This is a genomic window from Methylomonas sp. EFPC1 (genome assembly GCF_016925515.1).
Lineage (GTDB): Bacteria > Pseudomonadota > Gammaproteobacteria > Methylococcales > Methylomonadaceae > Methylomonas > Methylomonas defluvii.
This window is the reverse complement of record NZ_CP070494.1, coordinates 3,471,724-3,494,744: the sequence shown is the minus strand read 5'-3', so window position 1 is coordinate 3,494,744 and position 23,021 is coordinate 3,471,724. Positions and strand designations below refer to the sequence as shown.

The 23,021-nt window shown below is 55.7% G+C and carries 18 protein-coding genes; 10 read left to right on the top strand and 8 right to left on the bottom strand.

The features are described from left to right. The first annotated feature begins 173 nt into the window (after window positions 1–173). The 3 genes from JWZ98_RS16065 to JWZ98_RS16055 are packed head-to-tail and all read left to right on the top strand — an operon-like array spanning window position 174 to window position 7,755. Complete coding sequence (locus tag JWZ98_RS16065; protein WP_205450873.1) at window positions 174–2,324, top strand: TonB-dependent receptor; 2,151 nt, start codon at window positions 174–176, stop codon at window positions 2,322–2,324. Window positions 2,325–2,374: 50 nt separating this feature from the next. Next, complete coding sequence (locus JWZ98_RS16060) at window positions 2,375–3,319, top strand: ABC transporter substrate binding protein (RefSeq protein ID WP_205450872.1); 945 nt, start codon at window positions 2,375–2,377, stop codon at window positions 3,317–3,319. Between the two features lie 5 nt (window positions 3,320–3,324). Next, the gene (locus JWZ98_RS16055) at window positions 3,325–7,755 is read left to right on the top strand and encodes an EAL domain-containing protein (protein ID WP_205450869.1); all 4,431 of its coding nucleotides are present in this window, start codon (window positions 3,325–3,327) and stop codon (window positions 7,753–7,755) included. A 52-nt stretch (window positions 7,756–7,807) separates the two neighbouring features. Here the strand turns inward: JWZ98_RS16055 and JWZ98_RS16050 are convergent, their stop codons facing one another. Both JWZ98_RS16050 and JWZ98_RS16045 read right to left on the bottom strand, forming a co-directional pair. Continuing rightward, window positions 7,808–9,061: a hypothetical protein gene (locus tag JWZ98_RS16050; protein ID WP_205450860.1), complete on the bottom strand. Its 1,254-nt coding sequence runs from the start codon at window positions 9,059–9,061 to the stop codon at window positions 7,808–7,810. Between the two features lie 73 nt (window positions 9,062–9,134). Then, window positions 9,135–9,419, bottom strand: coding sequence for a type II toxin-antitoxin system HicA family toxin (locus JWZ98_RS16045; RefSeq protein WP_205450858.1), 285 nt, complete (start codon window positions 9,417–9,419; stop codon window positions 9,135–9,137). A gap of 205 nt (window positions 9,420–9,624) precedes the next feature. On the opposite strand from JWZ98_RS16045, the gene JWZ98_RS16040 reads away from it, so the two are divergent. After that, window positions 9,625–9,786, top strand: a complete 162-nt coding sequence (locus JWZ98_RS16040) for a hypothetical protein (protein ID WP_165786391.1) — start codon at window positions 9,625–9,627, stop codon at window positions 9,784–9,786. 97 nt (window positions 9,787–9,883) lie between these two features. Here the strand turns inward: JWZ98_RS16040 and JWZ98_RS16035 are convergent, their stop codons facing one another. Next, window positions 9,884–10,186: a hypothetical protein gene (locus JWZ98_RS16035; protein WP_026603966.1), complete on the bottom strand. Its 303-nt coding sequence runs from the start codon at window positions 10,184–10,186 to the stop codon at window positions 9,884–9,886. 12 nt (window positions 10,187–10,198) lie between these two features. Next, window positions 10,199–10,885 carry a glutathione S-transferase gene (locus tag JWZ98_RS16030; RefSeq protein WP_205450857.1) on the bottom strand — a complete coding sequence of 229 codons (687 nt, stop codon included), beginning with the start codon at window positions 10,883–10,885 and terminating at the stop codon, window positions 10,199–10,201. 145 nt (window positions 10,886–11,030) lie between these two features. Between JWZ98_RS16030 and JWZ98_RS16025 the strand changes: the two genes are divergently transcribed. Further along, a complete protein-coding gene (locus JWZ98_RS16025; protein ID WP_036276341.1) occupies window positions 11,031–12,623 on the top strand; it encodes an ABC-F family ATPase in 1,593 nt (530 codons plus the stop codon). A gap of 29 nt (window positions 12,624–12,652) precedes the next feature. Here the strand turns inward: JWZ98_RS16025 and JWZ98_RS16020 are convergent, their stop codons facing one another. Then, window positions 12,653–13,492, bottom strand: coding sequence for a cupin domain-containing protein (locus JWZ98_RS16020; protein ID WP_205450851.1), 840 nt, complete (start codon window positions 13,490–13,492; stop codon window positions 12,653–12,655). Between the two features lie 5 nt (window positions 13,493–13,497). Beyond that, window positions 13,498–14,115: a sigma-70 family RNA polymerase sigma factor gene (locus JWZ98_RS16015; RefSeq protein ID WP_205450850.1), complete on the bottom strand. Its 618-nt coding sequence runs from the start codon at window positions 14,113–14,115 to the stop codon at window positions 13,498–13,500. Between the two features lie 283 nt (window positions 14,116–14,398). Between JWZ98_RS16015 and JWZ98_RS16010 the strand changes: the two genes are divergently transcribed. The 5 genes from JWZ98_RS16010 to JWZ98_RS15990 all read left to right on the top strand — a co-directional run bounded on the left by JWZ98_RS16010 (window position 14,399) and on the right by JWZ98_RS15990 (window position 19,492). Beyond that, a complete protein-coding gene (locus tag JWZ98_RS16010) occupies window positions 14,399–14,572 on the top strand; it encodes a hypothetical protein (protein WP_205450848.1) in 174 nt (57 codons plus the stop codon). 12 nt (window positions 14,573–14,584) lie between these two features. Next, entirely contained in the window at window positions 14,585–15,274 is a 690-nt protein-coding gene (locus JWZ98_RS16005; protein WP_205450847.1) for a DVUA0089 family protein, read from the top strand. Window positions 15,275–15,366: 92 nt separating this feature from the next. Further along, the gene (locus JWZ98_RS16000; RefSeq protein WP_205450843.1) at window positions 15,367–17,007 is read left to right on the top strand and encodes a DUF4331 domain-containing protein; all 1,641 of its coding nucleotides are present in this window, start codon (window positions 15,367–15,369) and stop codon (window positions 17,005–17,007) included. Between the two features lie 92 nt (window positions 17,008–17,099). Then, window positions 17,100–18,239: a hypothetical protein gene (locus tag JWZ98_RS15995; RefSeq protein WP_205450841.1), complete on the top strand. Its 1,140-nt coding sequence runs from the start codon at window positions 17,100–17,102 to the stop codon at window positions 18,237–18,239. A 122-nt stretch (window positions 18,240–18,361) separates the two neighbouring features. Next, complete coding sequence (locus JWZ98_RS15990; protein WP_240348367.1) at window positions 18,362–19,492, top strand: HupE/UreJ family protein; 1,131 nt, start codon at window positions 18,362–18,364, stop codon at window positions 19,490–19,492. Between the two features lie 88 nt (window positions 19,493–19,580). Here the strand turns inward: JWZ98_RS15990 and JWZ98_RS15985 are convergent, their stop codons facing one another. Beyond that, on the bottom strand, window positions 19,581–21,854 hold the full coding sequence (locus tag JWZ98_RS15985) for an FUSC family protein (protein WP_205450840.1): 2,274 nt from the start codon (window positions 21,852–21,854) through the stop codon (window positions 19,581–19,583). Beyond that, window positions 21,851–23,008 carry an efflux RND transporter periplasmic adaptor subunit gene (locus JWZ98_RS15980; RefSeq protein ID WP_205450834.1) on the bottom strand — a complete coding sequence of 386 codons (1,158 nt, stop codon included), beginning with the start codon at window positions 23,006–23,008 and terminating at the stop codon, window positions 21,851–21,853. Before JWZ98_RS15980 ends, JWZ98_RS15985 begins: the two co-directional genes overlap by 4 nt. Window positions 23,009–23,021 lie beyond the last annotated feature (13 nt).

Below are 23,021 nucleotides of genomic sequence, written 5' to 3'. Positions count from 1 at the left end.
TTGTCTCTGCTATCCTTTCGGCTGTGCCGGAACACCTGGAAGAATTGATCTGAGTTAATCGATAGGCTGAAAATTAACAAACATCGCCCGCTCCTTGGTATCCTTCGGCAAAATTAGCCCCAGTGTTAATGCATAACTTCCGAAATAACTAGAATTCCAAACTGGAGTTAGCCATGTTGGTCCGCCCGCTGTTTGTCACTTGTTGCGCTTGCCTGATCAGTGCGTCCGCGCATGCGCAACCGGTTTCCACGGAAGAGGAAGAAAGAGCTTTGTCGCAAATCTACGGCACCGAGGATATGGTCAGTATCGCCAGCGGTTACAAGCAACCGATTTCCAAAGCCCCGTCGATTGCCACCGTTATCACGGCCGACGACATCAAACAAATAGGCGCCACCGACATAGACGAAGCGTTGGAAAGCGTGCCCGGCCTGCACGTCGAACGCAACACGATAGGCTATAACCCGATTTACACGTTTCGCGGCATTTATTCGCAGTTCAATCAGCAAGTGCTGATGATGATTAACGGCATCCCGATCACCAATTCCTATACCGGCAGCCGCAGCGAGGTGTGGGGCGGCATGCCGATCCGCGACATCGCCCGTATCGAAATTGTGCGCGGGCCGGGATCGGCGGTATACGGTGCCGATGCCTTCGCCGGGGTAATCAACGTCATCACCAAAACCAAACAGGACATTGAAGGTACTGAGGTCGGTGGCCGGGTCGGTAGCTTCGATACCTATGACGGCTGGGCCTTGCATGGCGGCGAATGGGCCGGCTTTGACGTTGCCTTGGCTTTTGAATATCACAAGACTGCCGGGCAGGACGCCAACGTCGATGCCGACCTACAAAGCCAGTTTGATAGCTTGTTGGGGACCCGCGCTTCGCTGGCGCCGGGGCCGTTGAACATGTCGCGAGACAATCTCGACGCCCGATTGGATTTGTCGCGCGGCCATTGGCGGTTTCGCGGCGGGCTGCAACACCGCAGCGATTTGGGTAACGCCTCGGGTATCGCGCAAGCCCTGGACCCGGTCAACCGTTATGCCAGCGACCGTTGGAACGCCGACGTTACTTACCATAACGCCGACATCGAAAACTGGGATTTGACGACACAAGCCAGCTATTTCGAAACCAGTCAGGAAATCGAGCGCAATCTGACGCTATTTCCGGCCGGCACTACCTTGCCTATCGGCGCCAACGGCCAGATCGGCGCCGGCGCGCCGGTCACCTTTCCCAACGGTTACATCGGCAACCCTGAGGTGTGGGAACGCCATGTCCGTATCAGCCAGACCTTTGCTTACGGCGGTTTTCAGGGACATCAATTACGTAGCGGCATCGGTTTTAATTACGACAGCCTGTTCAAGGCGCGGGTCAGTCAGAATTTTGGTATCGATCCCGCCACCGGCGCGCCAATACCGTCGCTGCCGGGGATTCCGCTGACCGACGTTTCCGGCACCTCCGCGACCTTCATTCCGGAAGTGGACCGGAAAGTGGCATACCTGTTTTTACAAGACCAATGGAATTTTGCCAACGATTGGAGTTTGACCGCCGGTGCCCGCTACGACCGCTATTCGGACTTCGGCAATACCTTCAATCCGCGCGCGGCCTTGATCTGGGAAGCCCGCTACGATTTAACGGCAAAGCTGATGTATGGCTCGGCGTTTCGGGCGCCGTCGTTTCAAGAAATGTATATCATCAACAACCCGGCCCAACTCGGTAATGCCTCCTTACGCCCGGAAACCATGGAAAACGTCGAACTGGGTTTCGACTATCGGCCGACGGATAGTCTGCGCCTGGGTTTGAATTTCTTTAACTTCTGGTGGAAGGACATCATCCGTTTTGTACCGGATGTCAATGCCACCACCTCGACCGCGCAAAATACCGGTGTCCAGCAAGGCTACGGCACCGAACTGGAAGCGGAATGGCAGGCCGCCGACACTTTAAAAATTATCGGCAACTACGCCTATCAACGTAGCCGCGACCAGGCTCTGGATCGTGATAGCGGGTATGCGCCGCACCATCAGGTCTATCTGCGTCTGAATTGGGAGTTTTTGCCCGACTGGCAGCTCAGTCCGCAAGCCAAATGGATAGTGGGCCGCGACCGTAGTTTCGGCGATACCCGCAAGCCGGTCGCGGATTATACTTGGGTGGACGTGACGCTACGCCGGCAGAATATGGCCAAGCATCTGGAAGTGGCGTTTTCCGTGCGCAATCTGTTTGATGTCAGTGCACGGGAACCCAGTCTGGCCGGCAATCCGGCCGCCATTCCTAACGATTTACCATTGGCGCCGCGCAGTTTTTACGGCGAAATCAGTCTTCATTTTTAGCCGAGGCGCCGTTGCTTGGGTCTTATTTACACCGTAGTTCGGGAGTCATTTTGTTCTATAGACTATTTTTTCAGCTGGGGTTGGCCTTATGTCTGCTGTGGCCTTTTTGCGGCGGCGCCTGGGCGCAAGCGCCGACCGTTGCCATCGTTTATCCCGATGTGCGCGAGCCCTACCGCTCGGTGTTCATGGAGATTGCGCGCGGCATGGAACAGGAGCTGGGTAAGCCGGTTGGGCATTACCTGTTGAGCGAGCGCGACAAGTCCGTCGAAAAATTGATTCAGGACCTGAAAAGCGACAGGATCGATGTGGTCGTGACTTTGGGCCGCGCCGGTTTGGCGGTCGCCAAATCGGTATCTTCCCAATTTCCGGTGGTGATAGGGGCGACCATGATCCGCCCGGATGAGGTGCAGGGCTTGGCCGGTATTAGTCTGACGCCGGCCCCGGAAGCCATGTTCGACCATTTGAAAAAATTGGTGCCGGAGGTGAAAAAAATTACCGTGATCTACGATCCTCGGCAAACCGCCTGGGAGATCGAGCGTGCCGGACGGGCGGCTCTGGAACGCGGCTTGACGCTGGTGGCGCAACCGACCGGCAACTTACACGATTCCTCGGATCAGTTCCGGCAGATTTTGCTGGAGATTAAAGACAACTCCATTGCCCTCTGGCTGCCGCGCGAAAACGCCGCCATGGACGAGCAATCCTTGTTACCGGAAGTACTGCGCGAAGCCTGGGAGAAAAATTTCGTGGTGTTTTCCAGCAATCTCGACCATGTGCGCAAAGGGGCATTATTTTCCTTATACCCCGACAATTTCAGTATGGGCCGCAGTTTGGCCGGTCTGGCCGTCCAGCAAGTACAGGCGGGCGGTAAGTTCGAATCGGTCGAATTGCTGCGGGATTTGCTGGTGGCCGTTAATTTACGCACCGCGGAACATCTGGGTTTGCGTTTTTCCAGTCAGACACGCCGCGAATTCGCGATGGTTTTCCCGGTCCCTTAAACGCAATGAAGCGTTTGCGATGGCCCAGGTTCAAGCGGGCGAGCTTTCTGCAACAGCTGGCCGTGACCTTTTGTTTCGGTCTGGTAGTGATCTCGATACTGTCGGCATTCGGCATTTCCACGCTGTCTTACTACATCGTCCGCGATAAATGGGTCGCCCAAGGCCTCCAATCCACGGAAGCGTTTGCGGCACAGAGCACGCTGGCTTTGCTGTATGCCAGCCGGGAGAACGCCGAGGAGCCGGCCCGACGCTTCCTGGCGTTTCCCGATGTGCACGGCGTAGCCATTTACAACAACGCCCTGCAGCCCTTATTCGAACGCGGCGAACCGGCCATGCCCGCTGCCGACGCCGACGCGGCGCGCTGGCCGGAATCCCTGGCCTTGGTGCATGAGAACGAACAAGCCTGGTATTTTGCCGCGCCGGTATACGCGCGTAACACCGCGGAGCAAGAGGCGTCACCGTTCGAGGCGCAAACGCCGACGCCGGAATTGGTCGGCTATGTGCGCTTGGTGATGGGCAAGCAATCGCTGAATGTCATGAAAGAAAAAATTCGCTGGACCACTTTGATGGCGTCCAGCGGCTCGGCCACGGTGTTTCTGCTGTTTCTATTGGCGATGTCGCGGCGTTTGACTTTGCCGATTCAACAACTGGCGCTGAGGATGCGCAAGGCCTCAGCCGGCGCGAAAAACGTGCGGGCCCGCTTGAGCGGGTCGCGCGACATCATCGAAATGGGTGAAGCCTTCAACACCATGATGGCGGTGTTGGAAACCCGGGAAAAGCAGTTGGAGCGGGCTCGTGACACGGCTTTGGAATCGGCGCGCCTGAAGGGCGAGTTTGCCGCCAATGTCAGCCACGAACTGCGCACGCCGCTGAATGCGGTACTGGGTATGCTGGAGTTGCTGCAGGACATGGGGTTGACGCCGAAGCAACTGGAATACTCGATGGTAGCCCGCAACGCCGGCGAAGCACTGTTGAAGTTAATCGAAGATATTCTGGATTTCTCGCGCATTGAATCCGGCATGATGAAGCGGCAGCCGGTTGACTTCGTGCTTTACGAAACCTTGGACGAAGTCGTGGAATTGATGTCTGCGCAGGCGCACCGAAAAAATCTGCAGCTCACCTACTCGCTAGCCGACGATATACCGCTAGTGTTGAACGGCGAAGCGTCCAGGGTGCGGCAGGTGCTGATTAATTTGGTCGGCAACGCGCTGAAGTTTACCGAACAAGGCGGCATCACCATTGATGTGCAAACCGAAGCGGCGGAGAGCGATACCATCCCGTTGCGGTTTTGTGTGACCGATACCGGAATGGGCATACCCGAGGCGGCGCAAACCAGTATTTTTGATGCTTTTGTGCAGGCCGACGGCTCCAGGACCCGTCATCACGAAGGCGCCGGCCTGGGATTGGCGATTTGCCGGCAATTGGTGCAACTGATGGGGGGGCAAATCGGCGTCCAAAGTCGGGAAGGGCAAGGTAGTTCGTTCTGGTTTACCGTACCCTTCAATCCGCCGCGCGGTACCGAGGGCATCTCTGAGGCTCGGCAAGCCTATTTCGCCAATCTGCGGATATTGGTCGTGACCGAGAACGACAAAATGCGCCAGTTTTTGGCGCAAAGTCTGGCGCGTTGGAAAATTCACTACCGGCATAGCGGCTACGGCATCAAAGCCGTGGATATGTTGCGTTCCGCCAATGATCAGGACCAGGCGTATCATTTTGTCATCATCGATCTGAGAGATGCCGGCGATGCCAGTTGGGTGGATATGATCGTTGACGATCCGGCGCTGGCCGATGTCAAAATCGTGTTGCTGTCCGACCCCGTTAATGCCGTCAATCTGCCGCGCTTGCCAAACGTGGCCGCGCAGTTGGCGAAACCGGTACAGGTTTCCAAACTGTACGATTTCATATTAACCGCCGGTCAGGATTATCAGGAACCCGCGGCCGACTTGGCGCCCGAGGTCGAGCAAAGCGTCGTGCTCGGGCGGCGCATATTGATCGTCGAAGACAACCGTGCCAGTCAAATGGTGGCCGCGGGCATGCTGGAGCGGCTGGGTTGCCGCTACGAAATCGCCGGCTCCGGCGTCGAGGCCTTGTCCTGGCTGGAGCATCAGGCTTTCGATTTGATCCTAATGGACTGCCACATGCCGACTATGGACGGCTTTGAGGCGACTCGACGCATCAGGCTGCTGCCTGAACCCGTGGGCCGGCTGCCCATCGTGGCGATGACCGCCAACGCTCAGCAAGGCGATAGCGATTTGTGTCTGGCGGCGGGGATGGACGATTATCTGGCCAAACCGATCAAGCTGAAGCCGTTGCGGGAAAAACTGCTGAGTTGGTTCGAGGGCAGGCCGTGCCTGACCGCCGAGCCGCTCTCGCCGGAGCCGTCGCTGGAGGCGCTGGATCACGCGGTTTTACGCCAATTGCGCGAGGAAATCGGCCAGGGTTTTGTGAAGATGGTGGGCTATTATTTGGAAGACGCGCCGGCGCAAATCGAGCAAATCGCCCAGGCGCTGGCGACGGACAATCACGCGCAATTGCGTGAATCGGCCCATGGCCTGAAAGGTGCCAGCCGCAACCTGGGCGCAGAAAAGCTGGCGCTGATTGCCCGGCAACTGGAAGAGCAGGCGGCTGAAGCGCAGATTGAAAACGGCGAGGCCTTGCTGCAGCAATTGCGCGACGAATACCGGTTCATCGAGCAACTATTGAGTTTGGAAATAGGCACGGAAACGGCTGCTGATCCGCTCCCGCAGGCCGGCCCCAGAATTCTGGTGGCGGACGACGACAGAGCCATGCGGTTTGCCTTGCAAGATGTTTTGGAGAAGGACGGCTACCGGGTGGATTTGGCCGGCACCGGCCGGCAGGCGCTGGCGTTGTGCCAGCGGCAAATGGCGGATTTGATTTTGATGGACGCGATGATGCCGGAAATGGACGGTTTCGAGGCCTGCCGCAAAATTCGCGCGCTGCCCCATGGCGCCGACGTGCCGATACTGATGATTACCGCTTTGGAAAACGACCATTTGGTGGAATTGGCTTTTTCGATAGGGGCTAACGATTACATACCCAAACCGATTCATTTCGCGGTGTTGCGCAAGCGTATCGCGCATTTATTGGAAGCCAGCCTGACCCAGCGGACCTTGAATCGCCTGGCTTACCACGATCCCTTGACCAATCTGGCCAATCGCACGCAATTCATCGACCGGCTGAACTCAGTGATCGCCGTCAGCGCGGATCAAAATCAGCTGCATGCCGTGCTGTTTCTGGATCTGGATAGATTCAAACTGACTAACGACACCTTGGGGCACGATGTCGGCGACCAGTTGTTGAAAGCTGCGGCAGAGCGGATTCAAGGCTGTGTGCGGCGGGAAGACATGGTGTCCCGGTTCGGCGGCGACGAATTTACGCTGCTGTTGGAAAATATCAGCAATCCGCAAGTCGCCGCTGCCGTCGCCGACAAGATCCGTATCGCCATCGCCCAGCCATTCGCGTTGATGGAGCAAGAGTTTTACGTCAGCTCCAGTATCGGCATTTCGTTGTATCCCGCCGACGGCGCCGACAGCGGTTTGCTGATCAAACACGCCGATACCGCGATGTACCGCGCCAAGGAGCAGGGCAATACCTATTGTTTTTATGAAGATAATATGGAATTTGTCGTGTCGACCAAGCTGCGTCTGGAAAGCGACTTACGCCGGGCGCTGCAACGCGACGAATTTTTTCTTCACTACCAGCCGCAAATCGATCTGGATTCCGGGCGGATCGTCGGCGCCGAGGCGCTGATCCGCTGGCGACATCCCGAGCTGGGCTTGATTCCCCCCGATCAATTCATTCCGGTCGCCGAAGAAATCGGCCTGATCGAGGCGATAGGTGCGTGGGTGTTGGGCGAGGCGTGCCGGCAGAGCCAAATTTGGCGGCAAAGCGGCTATCCGGCGTTCACGATGGCGGTCAACGTGTCGGCGCGGCAATTGGATCAGGAAGACTTTGTCGCGCAAGTTATCGACATCGTCAATGAAACCGGCTTGCCCGCCGAATACCTGGAATTGGAGTTGACGGAAAGTTTGTTCATCCGCAATCCGGGACGGAAGCGGGCTATATTGGCCAAGCTCAGGGAAGCCGGCTTGCAAATTTCGATAGACGATTTCGGCACCGGTTATTCCAGTTTGAACCAACTCAAGCAGTTTGCCTTCGACAAGCTGAAAATCGACCGCTCATTTGTGGCGAACATACCCGACGACGCAGACGCCGCCGCGATTGTGATGGTGATTATTTCCATCGCCAAGATTCTGAAATTCAAGGTGATAGCGGAAGGCGTGGAGACCGAGCAGCAGGCGCAATACTTGTTACGAAACGACTGCGATGAGGCGCAGGGTTATCTGTTTGGCAAGCCGATGGCCGCCGACGAGTTTACGGCCTTGTTGGCGCGAGCAAAAGTGGCCGTGGGTTAGTCACCAACCGTTTGCGGTGGCTTCGCCGGCTAGCCAGGTTTTCGCTCATCCATCATTCCCGATTCACCGGCAAGGCCGCGATACGCCGTTCTATGTCTTGCATCAGTTGTTTGTACGCTTCGCCGTCGGTACCGCCAAAGCGGCGGATAAACTCGGCTTCGCTTAGCGATTCCGGTAAATCGGCGGTAGCCGGCATCATTTGATTTTCATCGGCGTTGGCTAATATTGATTGGATTTTCCGTGCCAGCGCCGGACTGGCGACAGCTTGTTCGCCCATGCGCGTCCCGGCCCGGTCGGCGGCGAGGTCGTTAAACGAAAAGCCGCTGCCGCCGCGGGAATCTTCGATTTCTTTAAACAATCCCACCGCATCAGCCAAGGGGGTGCCCGAATAGGCGGCCAGCATCGCCGAAACCATATAATGTTTGGTCAGGTCGTCTCTATCGTTCAACGTTACCTGGCGCCAAAGCGGGCGCGGCCAGAGCCGCGATTCGGGGATGATTTTCGTCAGGCGCTGTTGATTGACATAAAGCGTCAATACCAAAATCAATGCCCGGTTTTCCGCAATCGGGTCGCCGCTGGCGCTTCTTTGTAATGCCAGTATAAAAAGTGGTTTGCTGAGATCAGTGAGACTGACGCTTTTATTATCTGTCTGGCTTAGTTCGGCTAAACGTCGCTGATAAGCTTCCAGTTGTTGCAGGTCCGCCGGCGTTAGTAATGCGCCGCGCAATTTGCCGGGTAAGTCTGCTTGCCAACGATACGTGATCGTCAGGCGCTGCGGTTGAAACAGCACATGTTTGACAATGTTGGCGAAGGCTTGACGATCCGCCGCCGGGTGTAAGGTGTTGAGCGCCAAACTCAGCAAGGGTTTGGCCAGCATGCCGGGTAGCCGGAGTTTGCCAGCAGACAGTTGATCGACTTCCGGTAAGTTGGCGGTTTGCTTGAACTCCAGCGTCAAATTCAGATATTGGCCTATGGGATTGCGGGGCAAACGCAGGGTGGCGTCAATGTGGGCCCCGCCTTTGTCGATCCGTAAGCCCGCCACGCCGTTAGCGTATTGGTTGGCAAGATAATTGATCGCCAGGTCCAGTTCTTGTTGATCCAGTACGACTCGGGCGATAGCACCTGACTTTAAACGGCGCGGATCGTTTTGCCGAAAAATCAGTTTGCCTCGGGCAATTTGCTCCGGGGTCAGGTCGGCTCGGGTTTGTAATTTCGGCGTATTGTCAATCGCCAGCCACAGTGTCAGTCCAAACAATACAGGTAATAGCAATACTGCCAGCAGCAAGCTTTTTGCAATCCATTTCATGGGTCGTTCTGTTCAATCCTTGCTGTGGGCAATGACCATGCTAAGTGCTTAATACCTTATCGCCGGCCTTGAGCTAATGCGGTTTATTGCGCTGTTCTTCATATGTGGACGGACTGATGCCGGCGCTTGCCAGATATTCGCGCAGATGTTTGATTTCTTGTTTAGTGCATATGCCGCTGTGGTGAGGATGATGTAACACGCCTTCGACGTTATTCAAACTCACGTGAAAGCGCGCGCCGTGGCTAGGTTGCAGGTTGGCGCCCAGGTGGTGCAACAGCGATTCTATTTCCCGCCAATGGATGTTGCCGCTAACCGGATCCTGGAATATCGCGCGTAGCAGATTTAAATGGTGGCTCATGGCTGCATCCTCCTGCATCAAAATTGGTAGCTTAAGTTTGAACCGAGTTGGGGTTCAATTTGGCTGGTGAAAGGTGGTGTTTAACTAAATTTGTTTCAAAATAAGAAACAAATCATGTAATAAATGCCTTATTGTAAATAAATGGCAAAGGTTTATAGTTAAACCGTCTTCAATGAATCGGCTGAAACCCAGTCAAGGTGGAAAAATGAACAAGTCAAGCAATCTGTATAAAGACATCGTCACCGGATTGTTTTTTGCTACCGGTATGTTCAGCTTCCTGTCCGGTCAGTTTGTTCTTTCCACACTGTTTTTTGGCGCTGCTTCCCTGTTTAGCAATATCGAAGTGGCTAAACCGGTCCGATTTTAAGTTTTTTCGTAGTACCTCCTCGTTGTAAAGCTACACATTCCACAGCCTCCACCCTGCTCAAGGTGGGGGCTTTTTTTGTAGTCAAGCAGGCGATTTCTCAGTCGGACTTGGAGGTTTTTGCCGGGTCTGAAACCACAGTATATTCAGCTTCCAGGCTTTGCCCGTCAACCTGCGCATTTTTCAGCTTTCGCAGCAACCACCAGCCTCTGATACCGATTATTGTCAGCGGAATTAGCAGTAAGGCAAAAAACGCCGAAAACACCACGGTACCCAAGACCGCGCCGGCAATCATCGCCGGAATGGTCAGCAGATTGGACAGCTTGCTTTGTGGAGGTGACTCAAGGCGGGGATGCGCACCGGAGCTGTCGATGAGTATGGTTTTCTTGTAGATTTTTAACATGTCGGGCACCTTTTAAAATGGTACGAGGCCGGCCTCGTTCCCGAAAAGGACTAACGGATCGTTAGCTTTCCAGGGCGGGTATTTTCGCATAACCGCCGCAAACAGATTGGATGTTAAAAAGTCGTCCAACCATTGTTGCAAGGCCGGGTAGGGCGAGCTGGCAAACCAAGCGTTATCCACTGCGGCAAACTGCCGGATAAACGGCGCAATGGCGGCGTCGGCCAAGCCGAAAGTTAAGCCGCACAAAAAGCGAGTCCGCTGCAAGCGGGTTTCCAGCTCGGCTAAAAACACCTCGCCTTGTTGACGATAAACAGTTTGGGTTTGTTCCGGATAGCGGTCCGCATATTTGTAGCGGTCCAAATAGTATTTGAAATCGCCGTCGTTCCAGTCGATTAATCGCTTCGCATCTTCCGGCATTTGGTCCAGCCAGTCTTGCGGGTCGTGTTGCGCCAAGGCCCACCGCATAATATCCAGGCTTTGTTCGATCACTTGGCCGTCGGGCAACACTAATACCGGTACGGTGCCTTTTGGCGAAACGCTTAGCATCGCCTCCGGTTTATTGCTGAGCTCGATTTCTCGGAGTGCGACGCTTAGCCCCGATACGGCAATGGCTAAGCGTGCCCGCATCGCATACGGACAGCGGCGGAAGCTGTAAAAGATCGGATAAATCGGTTCTGCGGTGGGGGACGGTGCAATCATATCGGGCTTGTCAGTGACACATTACTGTAAATGATCGTTGATTAAAGTCTGGTAAAATAACCCATTTTCGCGTCAACCCATTTATTTCGTCACACGCCTGAAACGGCGACAACGCTCTTTTTACTCTTAATCCTCGGACACTCTCTTGATTTCTACCGCTAATATCACCATGCAATTTGGGGCCAAGCCCCTGTTTGAAAACGTTTCCGTGAAATTCGGCAACGGCAACCGCTACGGCCTGATCGGCGCCAACGGCTGCGGCAAGTCGACCTTTATGAAAATCCTCAGCGGCGACCTGGAACCTACATCCGGCAACGTCAGCGTCGATGCCAACGAGCGTTTGGGTATCTTGCGCCAGAATCAATTCGCGTACGAAGAGCAGCGAGTGCTGGATGTAGTGATGATGGGTCATGCCGAGATGTGGGCGGCCATGTCGGAACGTGACGCGATCTACGCCAATATGGAAGCCAGCGAAGACGACTACATGCGCGCCGCCGATCTGGAAACGGTGTTTGCCGAATTCGGCGGCTATACCGCCGAAGCCCGGGCCGGCGAATTATTGTTGGGTTTGGACATCCCGCTGGAACAACACAACGGCCCGATGAGCGCGGTGGCGCCAGGCTGGAAACTGCGGGTATTGCTGGCGCAAGCCTTGTTTTCCAATCCCGACATCATGCTGCTCGACGAGCCGACCAACAACCTGGATATCAACACCATTCGCTGGCTGGAAAACGTGCTGAACGAGCGTAACTCGACCATGGTCATCATCTCGCATGACCGGCATTTTCTGAACAGTGTTTGCACACATATGGCCGATTTGGACTATGGCGAGTTGCGGGTGTATCCGGGCAATTACGACGATTACATGACCGCCGTGACCCAAGTGCGCGAACAATTGCTGGCCGGCAACGCCAAGAAAAAAGCCCAAATCGCCGAGTTGCAAACCTTCGTGGCGCGCTTTTCGGCGAATGCTTCCAAGGCCAAGCAAGCCACTTCTCGGGCGCGGCAGTTAGAGAAAATCAAGCTCGACGAAGTCAAGCCGTCCAGCCGGGTTAATCCGTTCATTCGTTTCGACCAAGCTAAAAAACTGTACCGTTTGGCGGTGGAAGCTAAAGATTTGGCCAAAGGCTACGGCGCTGAACCCTTGTTCAAGAACTTGAACATGATGATTGCGGTCGGCGAGCGGGTGGCGGTGATTGGTCCCAACGGTATCGGTAAATCTACCTTGCTGAAAACCCTGGTCGGCGATTTGAGCCCGGACAGCGGCGAAGTGAAGTGGGCGGAAAACGCAGACGTCGGTTATTTTGCGCAGGATCATGCCGAGGATTTTGCCGAAGACATGCCGCTGATTGAATGGATGGGCCAATGGCGCAAGGAATCGGACGACGATCAGACCATACGCGGCACGCTGGGGCGTTTGTTGTTTTCCAATGACGAAATCAACAAATCCGTAAAAGTCATTTCCGGTGGTGAGCAAGGGCGGATGTTGTTCGGCAAATTGATTCTGCAAAAAAACAACGTCATGGTGCTTGATGAACCCACCAACCATTTGGACATGGAATCGATCGAATCACTGAACGCGGCCTTGGAAAACTATCCCGGCACGCTGATTTTCGTCAGCCATGACCGCGAGTTTGTGTCGTCACTGGCGACCCGGATCATTGAGTTGACCCCGAACGGCATCGTCGATTTCAGCGGTAATTACGAAGACTATTTAAACAGTCAAGACATCAACTAAGGCTAAGCCGCCAGGCGCGGATAAATCGGTTAGTAATCTCTGGCACCGCGCACGAACAGCGTCGCACCAACGTCGGTATACACCTCTCGGTGCGCGCTGCCGGCCGGCGCCAGTTGGTAATCGCCGACGCGCAGCAACACGTCGTCGATAAACAAGTCGCCGTCCAGCATCATGCATTCCTCTTCCAGCCGATGGCCGTGTGCCGGGCATTTGGCGCCGGCTTCCAGGCGATAAAAACCGGATTCGCGTTCCCCGTCCTGCCACAGCGGTTTTTTCCAGACGCCGGGGGCAATTTCCTGCCAGTCGTCTATTTGCTTGGTAAACACGCTAAAAGACTCAGCCTTGCCAAACGGCAGCAGCCCCGCCAGTACTTCCCGCAACACCTCGCGACTATCGCCCAGTGAAGTGCCGCGTAAATAGGCCAGTGCGCCGTTAGCAGACCTTATCCCGCCGTGCCGGCTGCCGGCCGGCGAGGCGTGGTAATCCAAGGGGCCTAGCCGCAAGTCGCCCATTTGCAAATCACCGCGCAGCACGATGCCTTCTTCCAGGCAGTTGTGCCGATGCGCTATCAGGCTGGCGCCGGGGGCGAATTCGATCAATACCGAGTGGCCTTGCAGGCCGCCGTCCCAGAGTGGTTTGACGCGGATGCCGGTTTTCAGGGCTTGCCAGGCGCCGTGTCTGGCGCGCACGGTGAGTAAGCCGGCTTGTTTGGCAAGGCTGGCAGAGACTTGCATCATCAGGCCTTGGCGTAACGAATTGCGGCGTTCGCCGGCAACCGGAATCGGCGCCAAACCGTCGGCCAGCAGCGTTTCGAGTTGCCGCAAATCGTTGGCATCTGCGCTATCCAAAGGCGGGAATTTGTCTGTCATGTTGTTTAGTTAACCTCGCCGGCATCGGCTGTCAATAATTGCTGCATAGTCTGTAGGGCCCGGCGGATATGCGATTTCACAGTACCCAATGGCAAACCGCTGCAAACAGCGATTTCGTCGTGACTCAAACCCCGGAAAAATGCCAACGACAGCAATTGCCGGGGCAAGGGCTCCAAAGCCGCCAGGGCCGTTTGCAAGCGATGGCCTTGCTGCACCGCTGATAGTAAATCCGGCGGCATTTGTTCGGCTGGGGCTTCGATCAGCACCAGAGCGTCCGGTTCCAGCTCGCTTAGATTGCCGTCCAGTTGCCGCAAGGCGTCCAGTGCCCGGCTGCGAGCCATCGTCATCACCCAGGCTTTTACCGAACCGCGTTCGGCATCGAAGCGCGGCGCCTGCCGCCAGATCTGCCAGAACGTGTCTTGCACCACTTCTTCGGCACACTGCGACCGCCGGGTGATGCGTAGTGCCAAACCGTAGACCTGATCGACCAGGCTATCGTATAAGCGCCCCAGCGCGGCTTGATCCTGATCCACGATGTCGGCGATCCATTCCCTAAGTAAGGCTTCGTCGGCGGTCGTTGCGAGCTGTCGGTTCTGGTCGTCGTCCGAATCGCTATCCGTCATCGTCCTCGCATCCCTTTAAAAGCTATACGCGGCATCGGTTGGTTTGGATGCGAGGCGATGTTGGGATAGCGCTCAAAGTGTGAACCAACCGACATAAAGGCTGTGGATTTTTCTTGGTTTGCCAAGATTGGTGGGCGCATTTAAGAAGGCAGAGAGTAGGAGTTTGAGGTTGGACCACTATAAAACAGCCGTTTGCGCGTGGCAAATAGTCAAACTACCGAAGCGATTATGGCTTGTGCTCTGGGTTAATAACACTCGTCGTTTCCTATCGAAAGATGCTTATGTGCCAAGCACCGACCCAGTTCGTTGTACAAACCCGGCCGCAAATATTTTTACCTGTTTTGCATCCATTGCCGAATTGGCCGCGTATCAGTCATCGCAAGCCGGCGCGAATGCCGAGTATCGCCATCCGCATCTGGAATCCGCCGCCGGCTTGCCATTTCTAACCACAGACTGAGAGGAAACCACGATGAAAAAGCTATTTCCGGTTGCGTTGTTGGGCGCCTGCCTGACCGCAGCGACAGCGGTTGAGGCCGCGGACTTTGAATTTAACGGCAACTTTGCCAACGATAACGATAAGCTGAGCTTTGCCTTTTCGCTCGGCTCGCCCGGCACGGTGACCTTGTTTACCTCGTCCTGGCTGGGCGGCGGTTTCGATCCGATTTTGACGTTGTGGGACGGCTTAGGCAACCAATTGGCCGAGCAAGACGACGGCGGCTTGGGCGGCAGCCAATTGTCGAACGGGGTTAATTTCAATTACGGCGAATTCGACAGCTATTTAGCCATCAATCTTGTCGCCGGGAATTACCTGGCAACCTTGACTCAATACGACAACTTTTCGGTAAGCGCCGCGCTGGCCGACGGATTTTTACGGGATGCCGATCCGCAATTTACCGCCGCCTTCGGTTGTTCGAACGGCCGGTTTTGCGAGGGATCTTTAACCGATAGCAATGGCGATCCGGTGGAACCGAATCGCACGGCGGCTTGGGATCTACACATTCTCAACGTCGCCAACGCCCAGATCGTCAGTGTGCCGGAACCGCCCACCCTGATGCTGCTGAGTTTGTCCGGCTTGTTTTTGCTCGGTGGCCGGCTGGGAAAGGCTAGATCCGCACCGCGAACCGACGCGGAAGCGGCCAGTCCAGTGCGTTTGGCATAAATTCCATTTTCCGGCATCCGTTTGCCGATTTTCCACGTATTCCCTAACGCAGCTGCTTGAAGCTGCGGCTTTAATTAATGAGGAATTAGACTATGAAAGACTTACATCACTACAGCCGTTGGCCGCTGACCATGTTCGCCAGCGCTTTATTATTGATGGGCGGCATACCGTCCGTTGAGGCCGCCAATCATCGCGAAGCGCCGTTAACAGCGTTGGATACCAAGGCCGACATCACCGATTGGTACGCCTTTGTCAGTTACAACGATCCCAGTAAAGTGACCATGATTCTAAATGTCGATCCGTTGCTGGAACCCAGCAACGGCCCGAATTATTTTCCGTTCGATCCGGAAATTTTGTATGAAATGAAAGTGGATAACAATTTCGACGCCGACGAAGACATTACCCTCCAGTTCAGATTTAAAACCGAAAACCGCTTGCCCGGCGTGTTTACCGGATTTGTCGGTGCCGGCACCGGCATTGTAGCGCCGGCTAATTCACCCAACCCGATCGCAGCCGGTACCTTGATTGTGCCGCCGGCCATTACCGCACTGGATGGCCCTGGCTCGGAAGGTTTGGGTTTGCGGCAAAGTTATACGGTGACGCTGATCAAAGGGAAGGGTGCCAACCGGCAAGTTATCGATCTGACCAATCAGCAAAAGCTCTATGCGGTGCCTTCCAACGTCGGGCCGCGCACGATGCCTAACTATCAAAATCTGGCCAGCCAAGGCATTTACGATCTTGGCGGCGGGGTTAGCGTGTTTGCCGGCACCGTCGACGATCCGTTTTACATTGATTTGGGTGCGACTTTCGATACGTTTAATTTTAGGGCTGGCGCGTCCGGCGTCGGTGTGCCGGGAGTGTTTGCCGAGAACCAAAATGATGCAGAAAATCAAAACTTCGCGTCCGACGATGTGGCCGGGTACAACGTCAATTCCATTGCTATCGAGTTGCCTATCGCCATGCTTACCCAAGACGGCAAGCAACATAGCGCCGGCGAAGCCTTGGCGGTAGTCGGTACTTACGCCACCACCTCCCGGCCACGTACCAAAGCCTATGCGGATAAACCGGGCGGCAAACCCAAACTCGCCAATGCCTATGTGCAGATTCAACGGATGGGTAATCCCTTGATTAATGAGGTGTTGATCGGCACCGGCGATAAAGACAAATTCAGCATGAGCGAACCCAAGGACGACGCCAGTTTTGCCGGTTATGTGCTGGACCCGCTGTTAGCTAGAGTTGTCAATGCCGCGTACGGCGGTGCGGTACCCATTCCGACGCCACCGCGAGTTAATCCGGCCAACCCCAGTTTCGATCTCGGTCCCTTGGTGTTTTATGCCGCGCCGATTTGCCCAGGTTGTTCTCCCTCGCAACGCGGACCGGTCGCGGATTTGCTGCGTTTGAACACCGGCATCGGCCCCGCACCTGTCAGCGCCCGTAAACGCATGGCATTTCTGGCGGGCGATACTGCCGGCTTTCCCAATGGTCGGCGGGTGTCCGACGACGTCACCGATATTGCCGCGCAGGCTGTGGTTGGGGTTTTGAATCCGGCCTTTAACAGCTTTCCGAATAACCGGGTTGCCGACGGCGTTAACACCAACGATAGAAGCTATCAGGAAGTGTTTCCTTATGTAGCTTTTGCCAATAGCGGCCGGCAAAGCCGCCATGTCGATCCTGGTGAGGCCGGTTGTTTCGATGCCGTCTCCCTGGCTGTGGGGAGTTGTCCAAACAATTAGAAAAGAGGGAAGGGGGCGGCGGTGCTCGCCCCCTGTTCGATAAACATCCGAAGGAGGAGCCAATGAAGCACTGGCTTACATTAGGTTTAATAATGTCTGTTGCTGTACTCAGTGATGCGGGGGCGCAAGCTTATTTACCCAAGACCGATGACGAAATCGTCGAAGTCTTGCCGGCCAGGGGCGAAAGCTGGCTGGAAATTCGTTACTTGCGCAAACAAGTCGCGGCTAAGCCCAATGACTTGGAACCGGCTTTAGCTTTAGTCCGGCGCTATATCGAACTGGGCCGCGCTGAATCGGATCCGCGCTATTTCGGTTACGCGGAAGCGGCGTTGGCGCCTTGGCTGACAGTCGCGCAACCGAGTGCCGAAGTCCTGACGTTGCGAGCCACCTTGTTTCAAAATCGCCACGAATTTCCGGCGGCTCTGGAATATTTGCATTGGGCTTTGGCGCGTCAGCCGCGCTTGGCGCAAGCCTGGTTGACGCGGGCGGCGATTTTGGAAGTGCAAGGCCAACACGCCGATGCTCTGAACAGCTGTTTACCTTTGTTGAAATTGGCAGAGCCGCTGATCGGCCAAGTTTGTCTGAATTCCATTCTGAGTGTTTCCGGCCAGCTCGACACCGCTTATCGCCAGTTGGCACGAGCAGTAAGCGCTGCGCACAGTGCCGCACCGGCAGACCAACAATGGGCATTGACCACGCTGGCGGAAATGGCCGAGCGCATGGGTAATAACGATGCGGCCGACGGTTATTACCGGCAGGCGCTGCAAATGCCGCGCTGCAATGGTTATCTGTTGGCTACCTATGCCGATTATTTATTGGACCGGAATCGTTTCCAAGACGTGGTGGAATTATTAGCCAACGATACGCGCGCCGACGGCTTATTACTGCGCCTGACTTTTGCCGAAATAGCACTGCGGCTGCCAACCGCCGCTGTGCATATAGATGCGCTGACCGCTCGCTTTGCCGCCAGCCGCATGCGCGGCGATACCAGTCATCAAGGCGATGAGGCGCGCTTTTTATTGCATGTGCTGAATCAGCCTGAATCGGCGCTGGCGCTGGCGCAAAAAAATTGGGACGTGCAGCGCGAGCCGCGGGATGCGCGCATTTTCTTGGAAGCGGCGCTGGCGGCCGGCAAAAATCCGCAGCCGCTGCTGGCTTTTTTAACCGAGTCCAAATTGCAAGATGCGCGACTGCAAACGCTGCTCGCGCAAATTGGCGGGGGCAGAATATGAACGGATCAGCGAAATTCATCGCCCTTTTAGATACCTTTTGCCCTGAATCTCCAGGCTGCACTCAAGGCAGGCTTGTCGAAGGTTCGGCCCCGCCAAGCTTTGAAAGATTAAGCTCGAACGTGATGATTTGGGCCGGATTGATCATGGTCTTGCTGCTGACAGCAAGTTTTAGCGCTTTTGCCCATAAGGCCAGCGATAGTTACATGATGGTGCAGGTTGACGGGCAGCAAATCTCCGGGCAATGGGATATTGCCTTGCGCGACCTGGATTATGCCCTGGGTTTGGATGCCAACGACGACGGTAATATTACCTGGGCGGAGTTGCGAAATAGTCGGGATGTTGTGTATGCCTATGCGCTAAGTCGTTTGCAAATGACGACGGCTAAGCAAGTCTGTTCGCTGCAAGCAGGGGATTTACGGGTGGACGACCACAGCGATGGTCATTACGCCGTATTAAATTTCCGGGCGATTTGTCCGTCTGCGTCCGCGCCGTTGTCCATAGACTATCGCTTGCTTTTCGATCTCGACCCGCAGCATCGCGGGCTGATAAGCGTCAAGCATGCCGCTAAAACCGACACTGCGATCTTTAGTCCTGACCTGCAACGTAGCGAATTTGTGCGGGACGCAAATTATGCCGGGTGGCGGACCGTGGCGCGATTCGGCTACGCCGGGCTATGGCATATCTGGATCGGCTTTGACCATATTCTATTTTTGTTAAGTCTGTTGCTGCCGGCGGCTTTGGCGTGGGAGCAGGGCGCTTGGCAGCCAAAACCAAGCTTTAGACCGGTATTTTTCGACGTGCTGGGTGTGGTCACCGCTTTTACGTTGGCGCATTCTCTGACCCTGAGTCTGACCGTGCTGCACTACATTACCCTGCCATCCCGCTGGGTAGAGTCGGCGATTGCTGCGTCGGTGGCGTTGGCGGCGCTGAATAATATTTATCCGCTGTTGGTAAAACGCCGCACCTGGTTTGCCTTTGCTTTCGGCTTGATCCACGGCATGGGCATTGCCAGCGTGTTGCTAGATATGGGCTTGCCGGACACGCAGCGGTTGTTACCGCTATTGGGTTTTAATTTGGGCGTGGAAGCAGGGCAGTTGGCGATTGTCGGCGCGGTTTTGCCTCTGATAGTGGGCTTTAGCCGCTATCGCTATTATCCGCTGCTGGTCATGAAAACCGGTTCCGCTTCCATCGTCACCGTGGCTTTGGTCTGGCTAGCGGAACGGAGTCTGGATTTTCAGATGAACATATTTTGAGCAACTTGGCGTATATCGCTGCGGCTTACTTATCGTCGCGCCAGCCAGGGCGGGAGACCAGCGGCTATAGTGGATTCGTAGGGTAGTCTTATTGAAAATCAAGGTACGGCGCGGACTTTTGCGTATATGAGTTGGCGGCCAGCACTGCTGTTTCGATGCGAGCTATCAGCGCCACAATTTGCTCGTCCAGCATAAAGCGTAGCTGCCATTCCACCGCCAAATCGTCTGCCAGATTGTCGATACCATGATGTTCGGTATAACTTTGCTTTAGACGTGCTTGGTGCTCGGCAAGCTCGACGGGTTTGCCGACTGGTTCGCCTTGCAGGAGGCTGGCGGCATATTCCAGGGCGGTTGTCAGCGCGGCATCGAAGGCCCGGCTGAGTTGTTGCAATTCGTCGGGAAAATGACTGAAGCGCTGGCCGCTGAGTAAACGGTAGCGTTTGCGGACTTGTAACAAACCGGATAAATGGCCGGCGTCCCTGACAATAGTCCGCAGCGCCGCTCGTTCATGCACTTTTTCGGCTAAGCGCGCATCCGGTTCCAATACCGCGTGCGCCAATAAGTCTTGCGCGGCGGCCAGCTGTTTTTCCGCCGATAGCCGTAAGGGTAAGGTGTAAGTAAAAAGCTGGCTGACATCGGGTAGGCGGCTGGTGAAATTGGCAAGGGTGCGTAACGCCGCAATGCTGTGATGGCGCGCCAGCACTGTCGAGCGCCGCGGCCATAGCGCGTAATCGATAACGCCCATCACGATCAGTCCGAGCAAAATGCCGATGACCCGGTCGCGCGGCAGATACAGATCGGTGACTTGACCGAAATCGTGCAGCACAAACAACGCAAACGAAAACCCCAGCTGCCGGCCCAGGTAGGCGATGCGTTCGCTGCCGGCGGTAATCCAGGCCGCCAAGGCCCAGAACGGCGCTGTGGCGAAAGCAAAGCCGACCACGGTATCGAGCTGAGATTGAAAGACCAATACGTAAAAATAAGCGCAAATGCCGCCGACAGCAGCGCCCGTCACCCGCAACAGCGAGAGCCGGTAGTCGGCGCCGAGACTGGTTTGCGCCGCGACCAGACAGGTGGGAATCGCGGTGTTGATGTCGGGCCAGTCCAGGCTTTCCACGATCAGCATGCACAGGATCGCGCCCAGTGAGAATTTGATACCAAATTGCACGCTGTCGGCATGGCTGGCCCAAAACTCGTAACCCAACCAGGCCGGCAGCCAGCCATGTTCAGGCTTATCGTCGGATTCCTGGTCGATGTCCTTACTGTCCGCAGCATCCAAAGGTTGATGTAAAGCCTGCATCAAACCGGCAATGCGTTGCAAGGCCCGCCACAAGGCGGTTAATAGCGAAGGATTCGATTCTCGGGCATAAGCTTGCAACACTTCCTCGTTTAACAAGCCCGTGACGTCTGCGGATACATCGCGTGATTCCGCCAGGCCTTGTCGCAAATGGGCGCAGGCGGTTTGTAAGGCCCGATAAACATTTAATTTTTCCGGCGTCAGCGGCTGGGCTCGATATTCCGCGGCCAACACTTGATTCAGCCAATCCGCCAACTGCCGCAGACCGTCAATTTCCAACAGCAGTGCCCGGTAAATCTGGTGGCGTTCGTGCAAACCGGGATGGATCAATTCGGCGTTGGCTAACAAACCCAGCAGTTTGCCGAGGCTGCCGGCAGCGGCATGCATAGAGGCATCAGGTCTGGGGCTATACGCGCCGGCATCGGCCAGACGGACGCTGAGGATGTATTCCACCGCTGCCAACTGCGTGGCAATCTCGGCTTTTAACAGTTTCAGCGGGTCTTGCGGTTTGATGGTCAGGTGCACGACCGTCCAGGTTCCCAGCGCCAATACGCCGATGATCGGGATGTTCCATAAGGCATGGTAAATATTTTCATCGGGCGTGCTGGGGCTGTACAGCACCGCCACCGAATACCATAACGCGATGCCCGTGGGCCAAGCGATCAGCCGGGCGTGGAACAGCGACAAGGCCAAGATGACGAACGACAGCGGCAACAATAACCAAGGGTCGTTGCCGGCCAGCATCAGGGTCAATACCGATACCAAGGTCGTGACTATCAGGTAACCGAGCTGGCGTATACCAAATGCCAGGGATTGGCCGGCGTTGGCGTAAGCGTCGTAGCTTAGGCAAATCAAGATGGAAATTGCCCCCAGCGGTGGGATATGCAAGGTTTGGCTGACGAGTGCGATTGTCAGGGTGACGACGAATAAACGCAGGGCGGCGACGCGCCGTGCCGGTGTATCTTTGAGTTCGGCGGTTAGGAATTGCCCCAGGCTGGTGCCAAACCAAAGCCGGTTGGGTTTTGACTGTGTGCTTGAACCAGTCCGGCTGTCGCCTCGGGTCATGACGGCGGCAGAGCTGTACCGGTTGCGTCGGCAGTGACTTTCCGTACCGTCACAAACGCGGTCATGCCCATACGGAGCGGATGCGCGGGGTCATGCTGTTTAATCTCGATTCTTACCGGAAAACGCGAAGCCAGAATGACCCAGTTCAGCGTGCGATCTATCTCCGGCAACACGCCATGCTGTTTGATATTGTCGGGCGAATTGGCCCAGCCGATCCCGGTCACCACGCCGCGAAAGCGCTTGCCCGGATAAGCAACCAGAAACACCTCGGCTTCCTGGCCGGGTTTGATCGACTGCAAATAAGTTTCCTTGAAGTCGGCGATCACATACCACTGGCGGTCATCGACCAAAGCGAACATTTGCGTACCGGCCTTGGCGTATTCGCCATCGCGGGTATTCAAATTGGTGACGTAGGCATTGAAAGGCGCTCGCACGTAACAGTATTCCAGATCGAGCTCGGCGGCGGTGACCAGGGCTCTGGCGGCTTCGATACGGGCATTGACGTCGCCGACCTGGGCGACTAACGATACCGCTCGCCGGCTATCGCTCTTGGCTTCCTCGATGGCACTGCGAGCCGACAGTTCTTTAGCTTTCGCATCCGCCAGTTCGGCGCGCGAAGCCGCATAACGCGAGCGCGCCTGTTTGAGCTGGTCGGCGGTGACGTATTGCTTATCCGCCAACGGTTCCAGCCGTTCCAGATAGTTATGCAGATATTCGTCTTCCGCCTCGATTTTTTTCACTTCGGCACTGGCGGCAGCGCGCTGGTGTTCCAGGCGTTCGATAGCCATTTCCGCGGAACCGCTGGAGGCGCGCCGGGAATCCACGTCTTTTTCCGCCAGCAGCAATTCGGCCTTGGCTTTGTCCAATCTGGCCTGATAAGGCTGCGGGTTAATCACATACAGCAAGTCGCCTTGTTTGACGTACTGATTGTCTTGTACATGCAGTTCCACGATGCGGCCGCTGACTTCCGGCGCGATGCCGACGATGTTGGCCCGCACCATCGCATCGTTGGTGCGCGGATTTTGATAGTTGATATGCCAAACCAGCGAGCCGGTCGCCACCGCACCCAGCACGATGGCTATGCCAATGAGGCGACCCAGCAACATCCGATTTTTCAGGCTTAACCCTTGACTATCGTTTTGACTGTTTTCCATCAGGCACCGCCGT

What these genes read in the sequence shown, in the direction of transcription:
- JWZ98_RS16005 (WP_205450847.1), top strand. Translation starts at nt 14,585, where the DNA reads ATGAAAAAGCTATTTCCGGTTGCGTTGTTGGGCGCCTGCCTGACCGCA.
- JWZ98_RS16000 (WP_205450843.1), top strand. Translation starts at nt 15,367, where the DNA reads ATGAAAGACTTACATCACTACAGCCGTTGGCCGCTGACCATGTTCGCC.
- JWZ98_RS16065 (WP_205450873.1), top strand. Translation starts at nt 174, where the DNA reads ATGTTGGTCCGCCCGCTGTTTGTCACTTGTTGCGCTTGCCTGATCAGT.
- JWZ98_RS16045 (WP_205450858.1), bottom strand. Translation starts at nt 9,419, where the DNA reads ATGAGCCACCATTTAAATCTGCTACGCGCGATATTCCAGGATCCGGTT.
- JWZ98_RS16040 (WP_165786391.1), top strand. Translation starts at nt 9,625, where the DNA reads ATGAACAAGTCAAGCAATCTGTATAAAGACATCGTCACCGGATTGTTT.
- JWZ98_RS16050 (WP_205450860.1), bottom strand. Translation starts at nt 9,061, where the DNA reads ATGAAATGGATTGCAAAAAGCTTGCTGCTGGCAGTATTGCTATTACCT.
- JWZ98_RS16030 (WP_205450857.1), bottom strand. Translation starts at nt 10,885, where the DNA reads ATGATTGCACCGTCCCCCACCGCAGAACCGATTTATCCGATCTTTTAC.
- JWZ98_RS15995 (WP_205450841.1), top strand. Translation starts at nt 17,100, where the DNA reads ATGTCTGTTGCTGTACTCAGTGATGCGGGGGCGCAAGCTTATTTACCC.
- JWZ98_RS15990 (WP_240348367.1), top strand. Translation starts at nt 18,362, where the DNA reads ATGATTTGGGCCGGATTGATCATGGTCTTGCTGCTGACAGCAAGTTTT.
- JWZ98_RS15985 (WP_205450840.1), bottom strand. Translation starts at nt 21,854, where the DNA reads ATGACCCGAGGCGACAGCCGGACTGGTTCAAGCACACAGTCAAAACCC.
- JWZ98_RS16035 (WP_026603966.1), bottom strand. Translation starts at nt 10,186, where the DNA reads ATGTTAAAAATCTACAAGAAAACCATACTCATCGACAGCTCCGGTGCG.
- JWZ98_RS16015 (WP_205450850.1), bottom strand. Translation starts at nt 14,115, where the DNA reads ATGACGGATAGCGATTCGGACGACGACCAGAACCGACAGCTCGCAACG.
- JWZ98_RS16020 (WP_205450851.1), bottom strand. Translation starts at nt 13,492, where the DNA reads ATGACAGACAAATTCCCGCCTTTGGATAGCGCAGATGCCAACGATTTG.
- JWZ98_RS16055 (WP_205450869.1), top strand. Translation starts at nt 3,325, where the DNA reads ATGAAGCGTTTGCGATGGCCCAGGTTCAAGCGGGCGAGCTTTCTGCAA.
- JWZ98_RS15980 (WP_205450834.1), bottom strand. Translation starts at nt 23,008, where the DNA reads ATGGAAAACAGTCAAAACGATAGTCAAGGGTTAAGCCTGAAAAATCGG.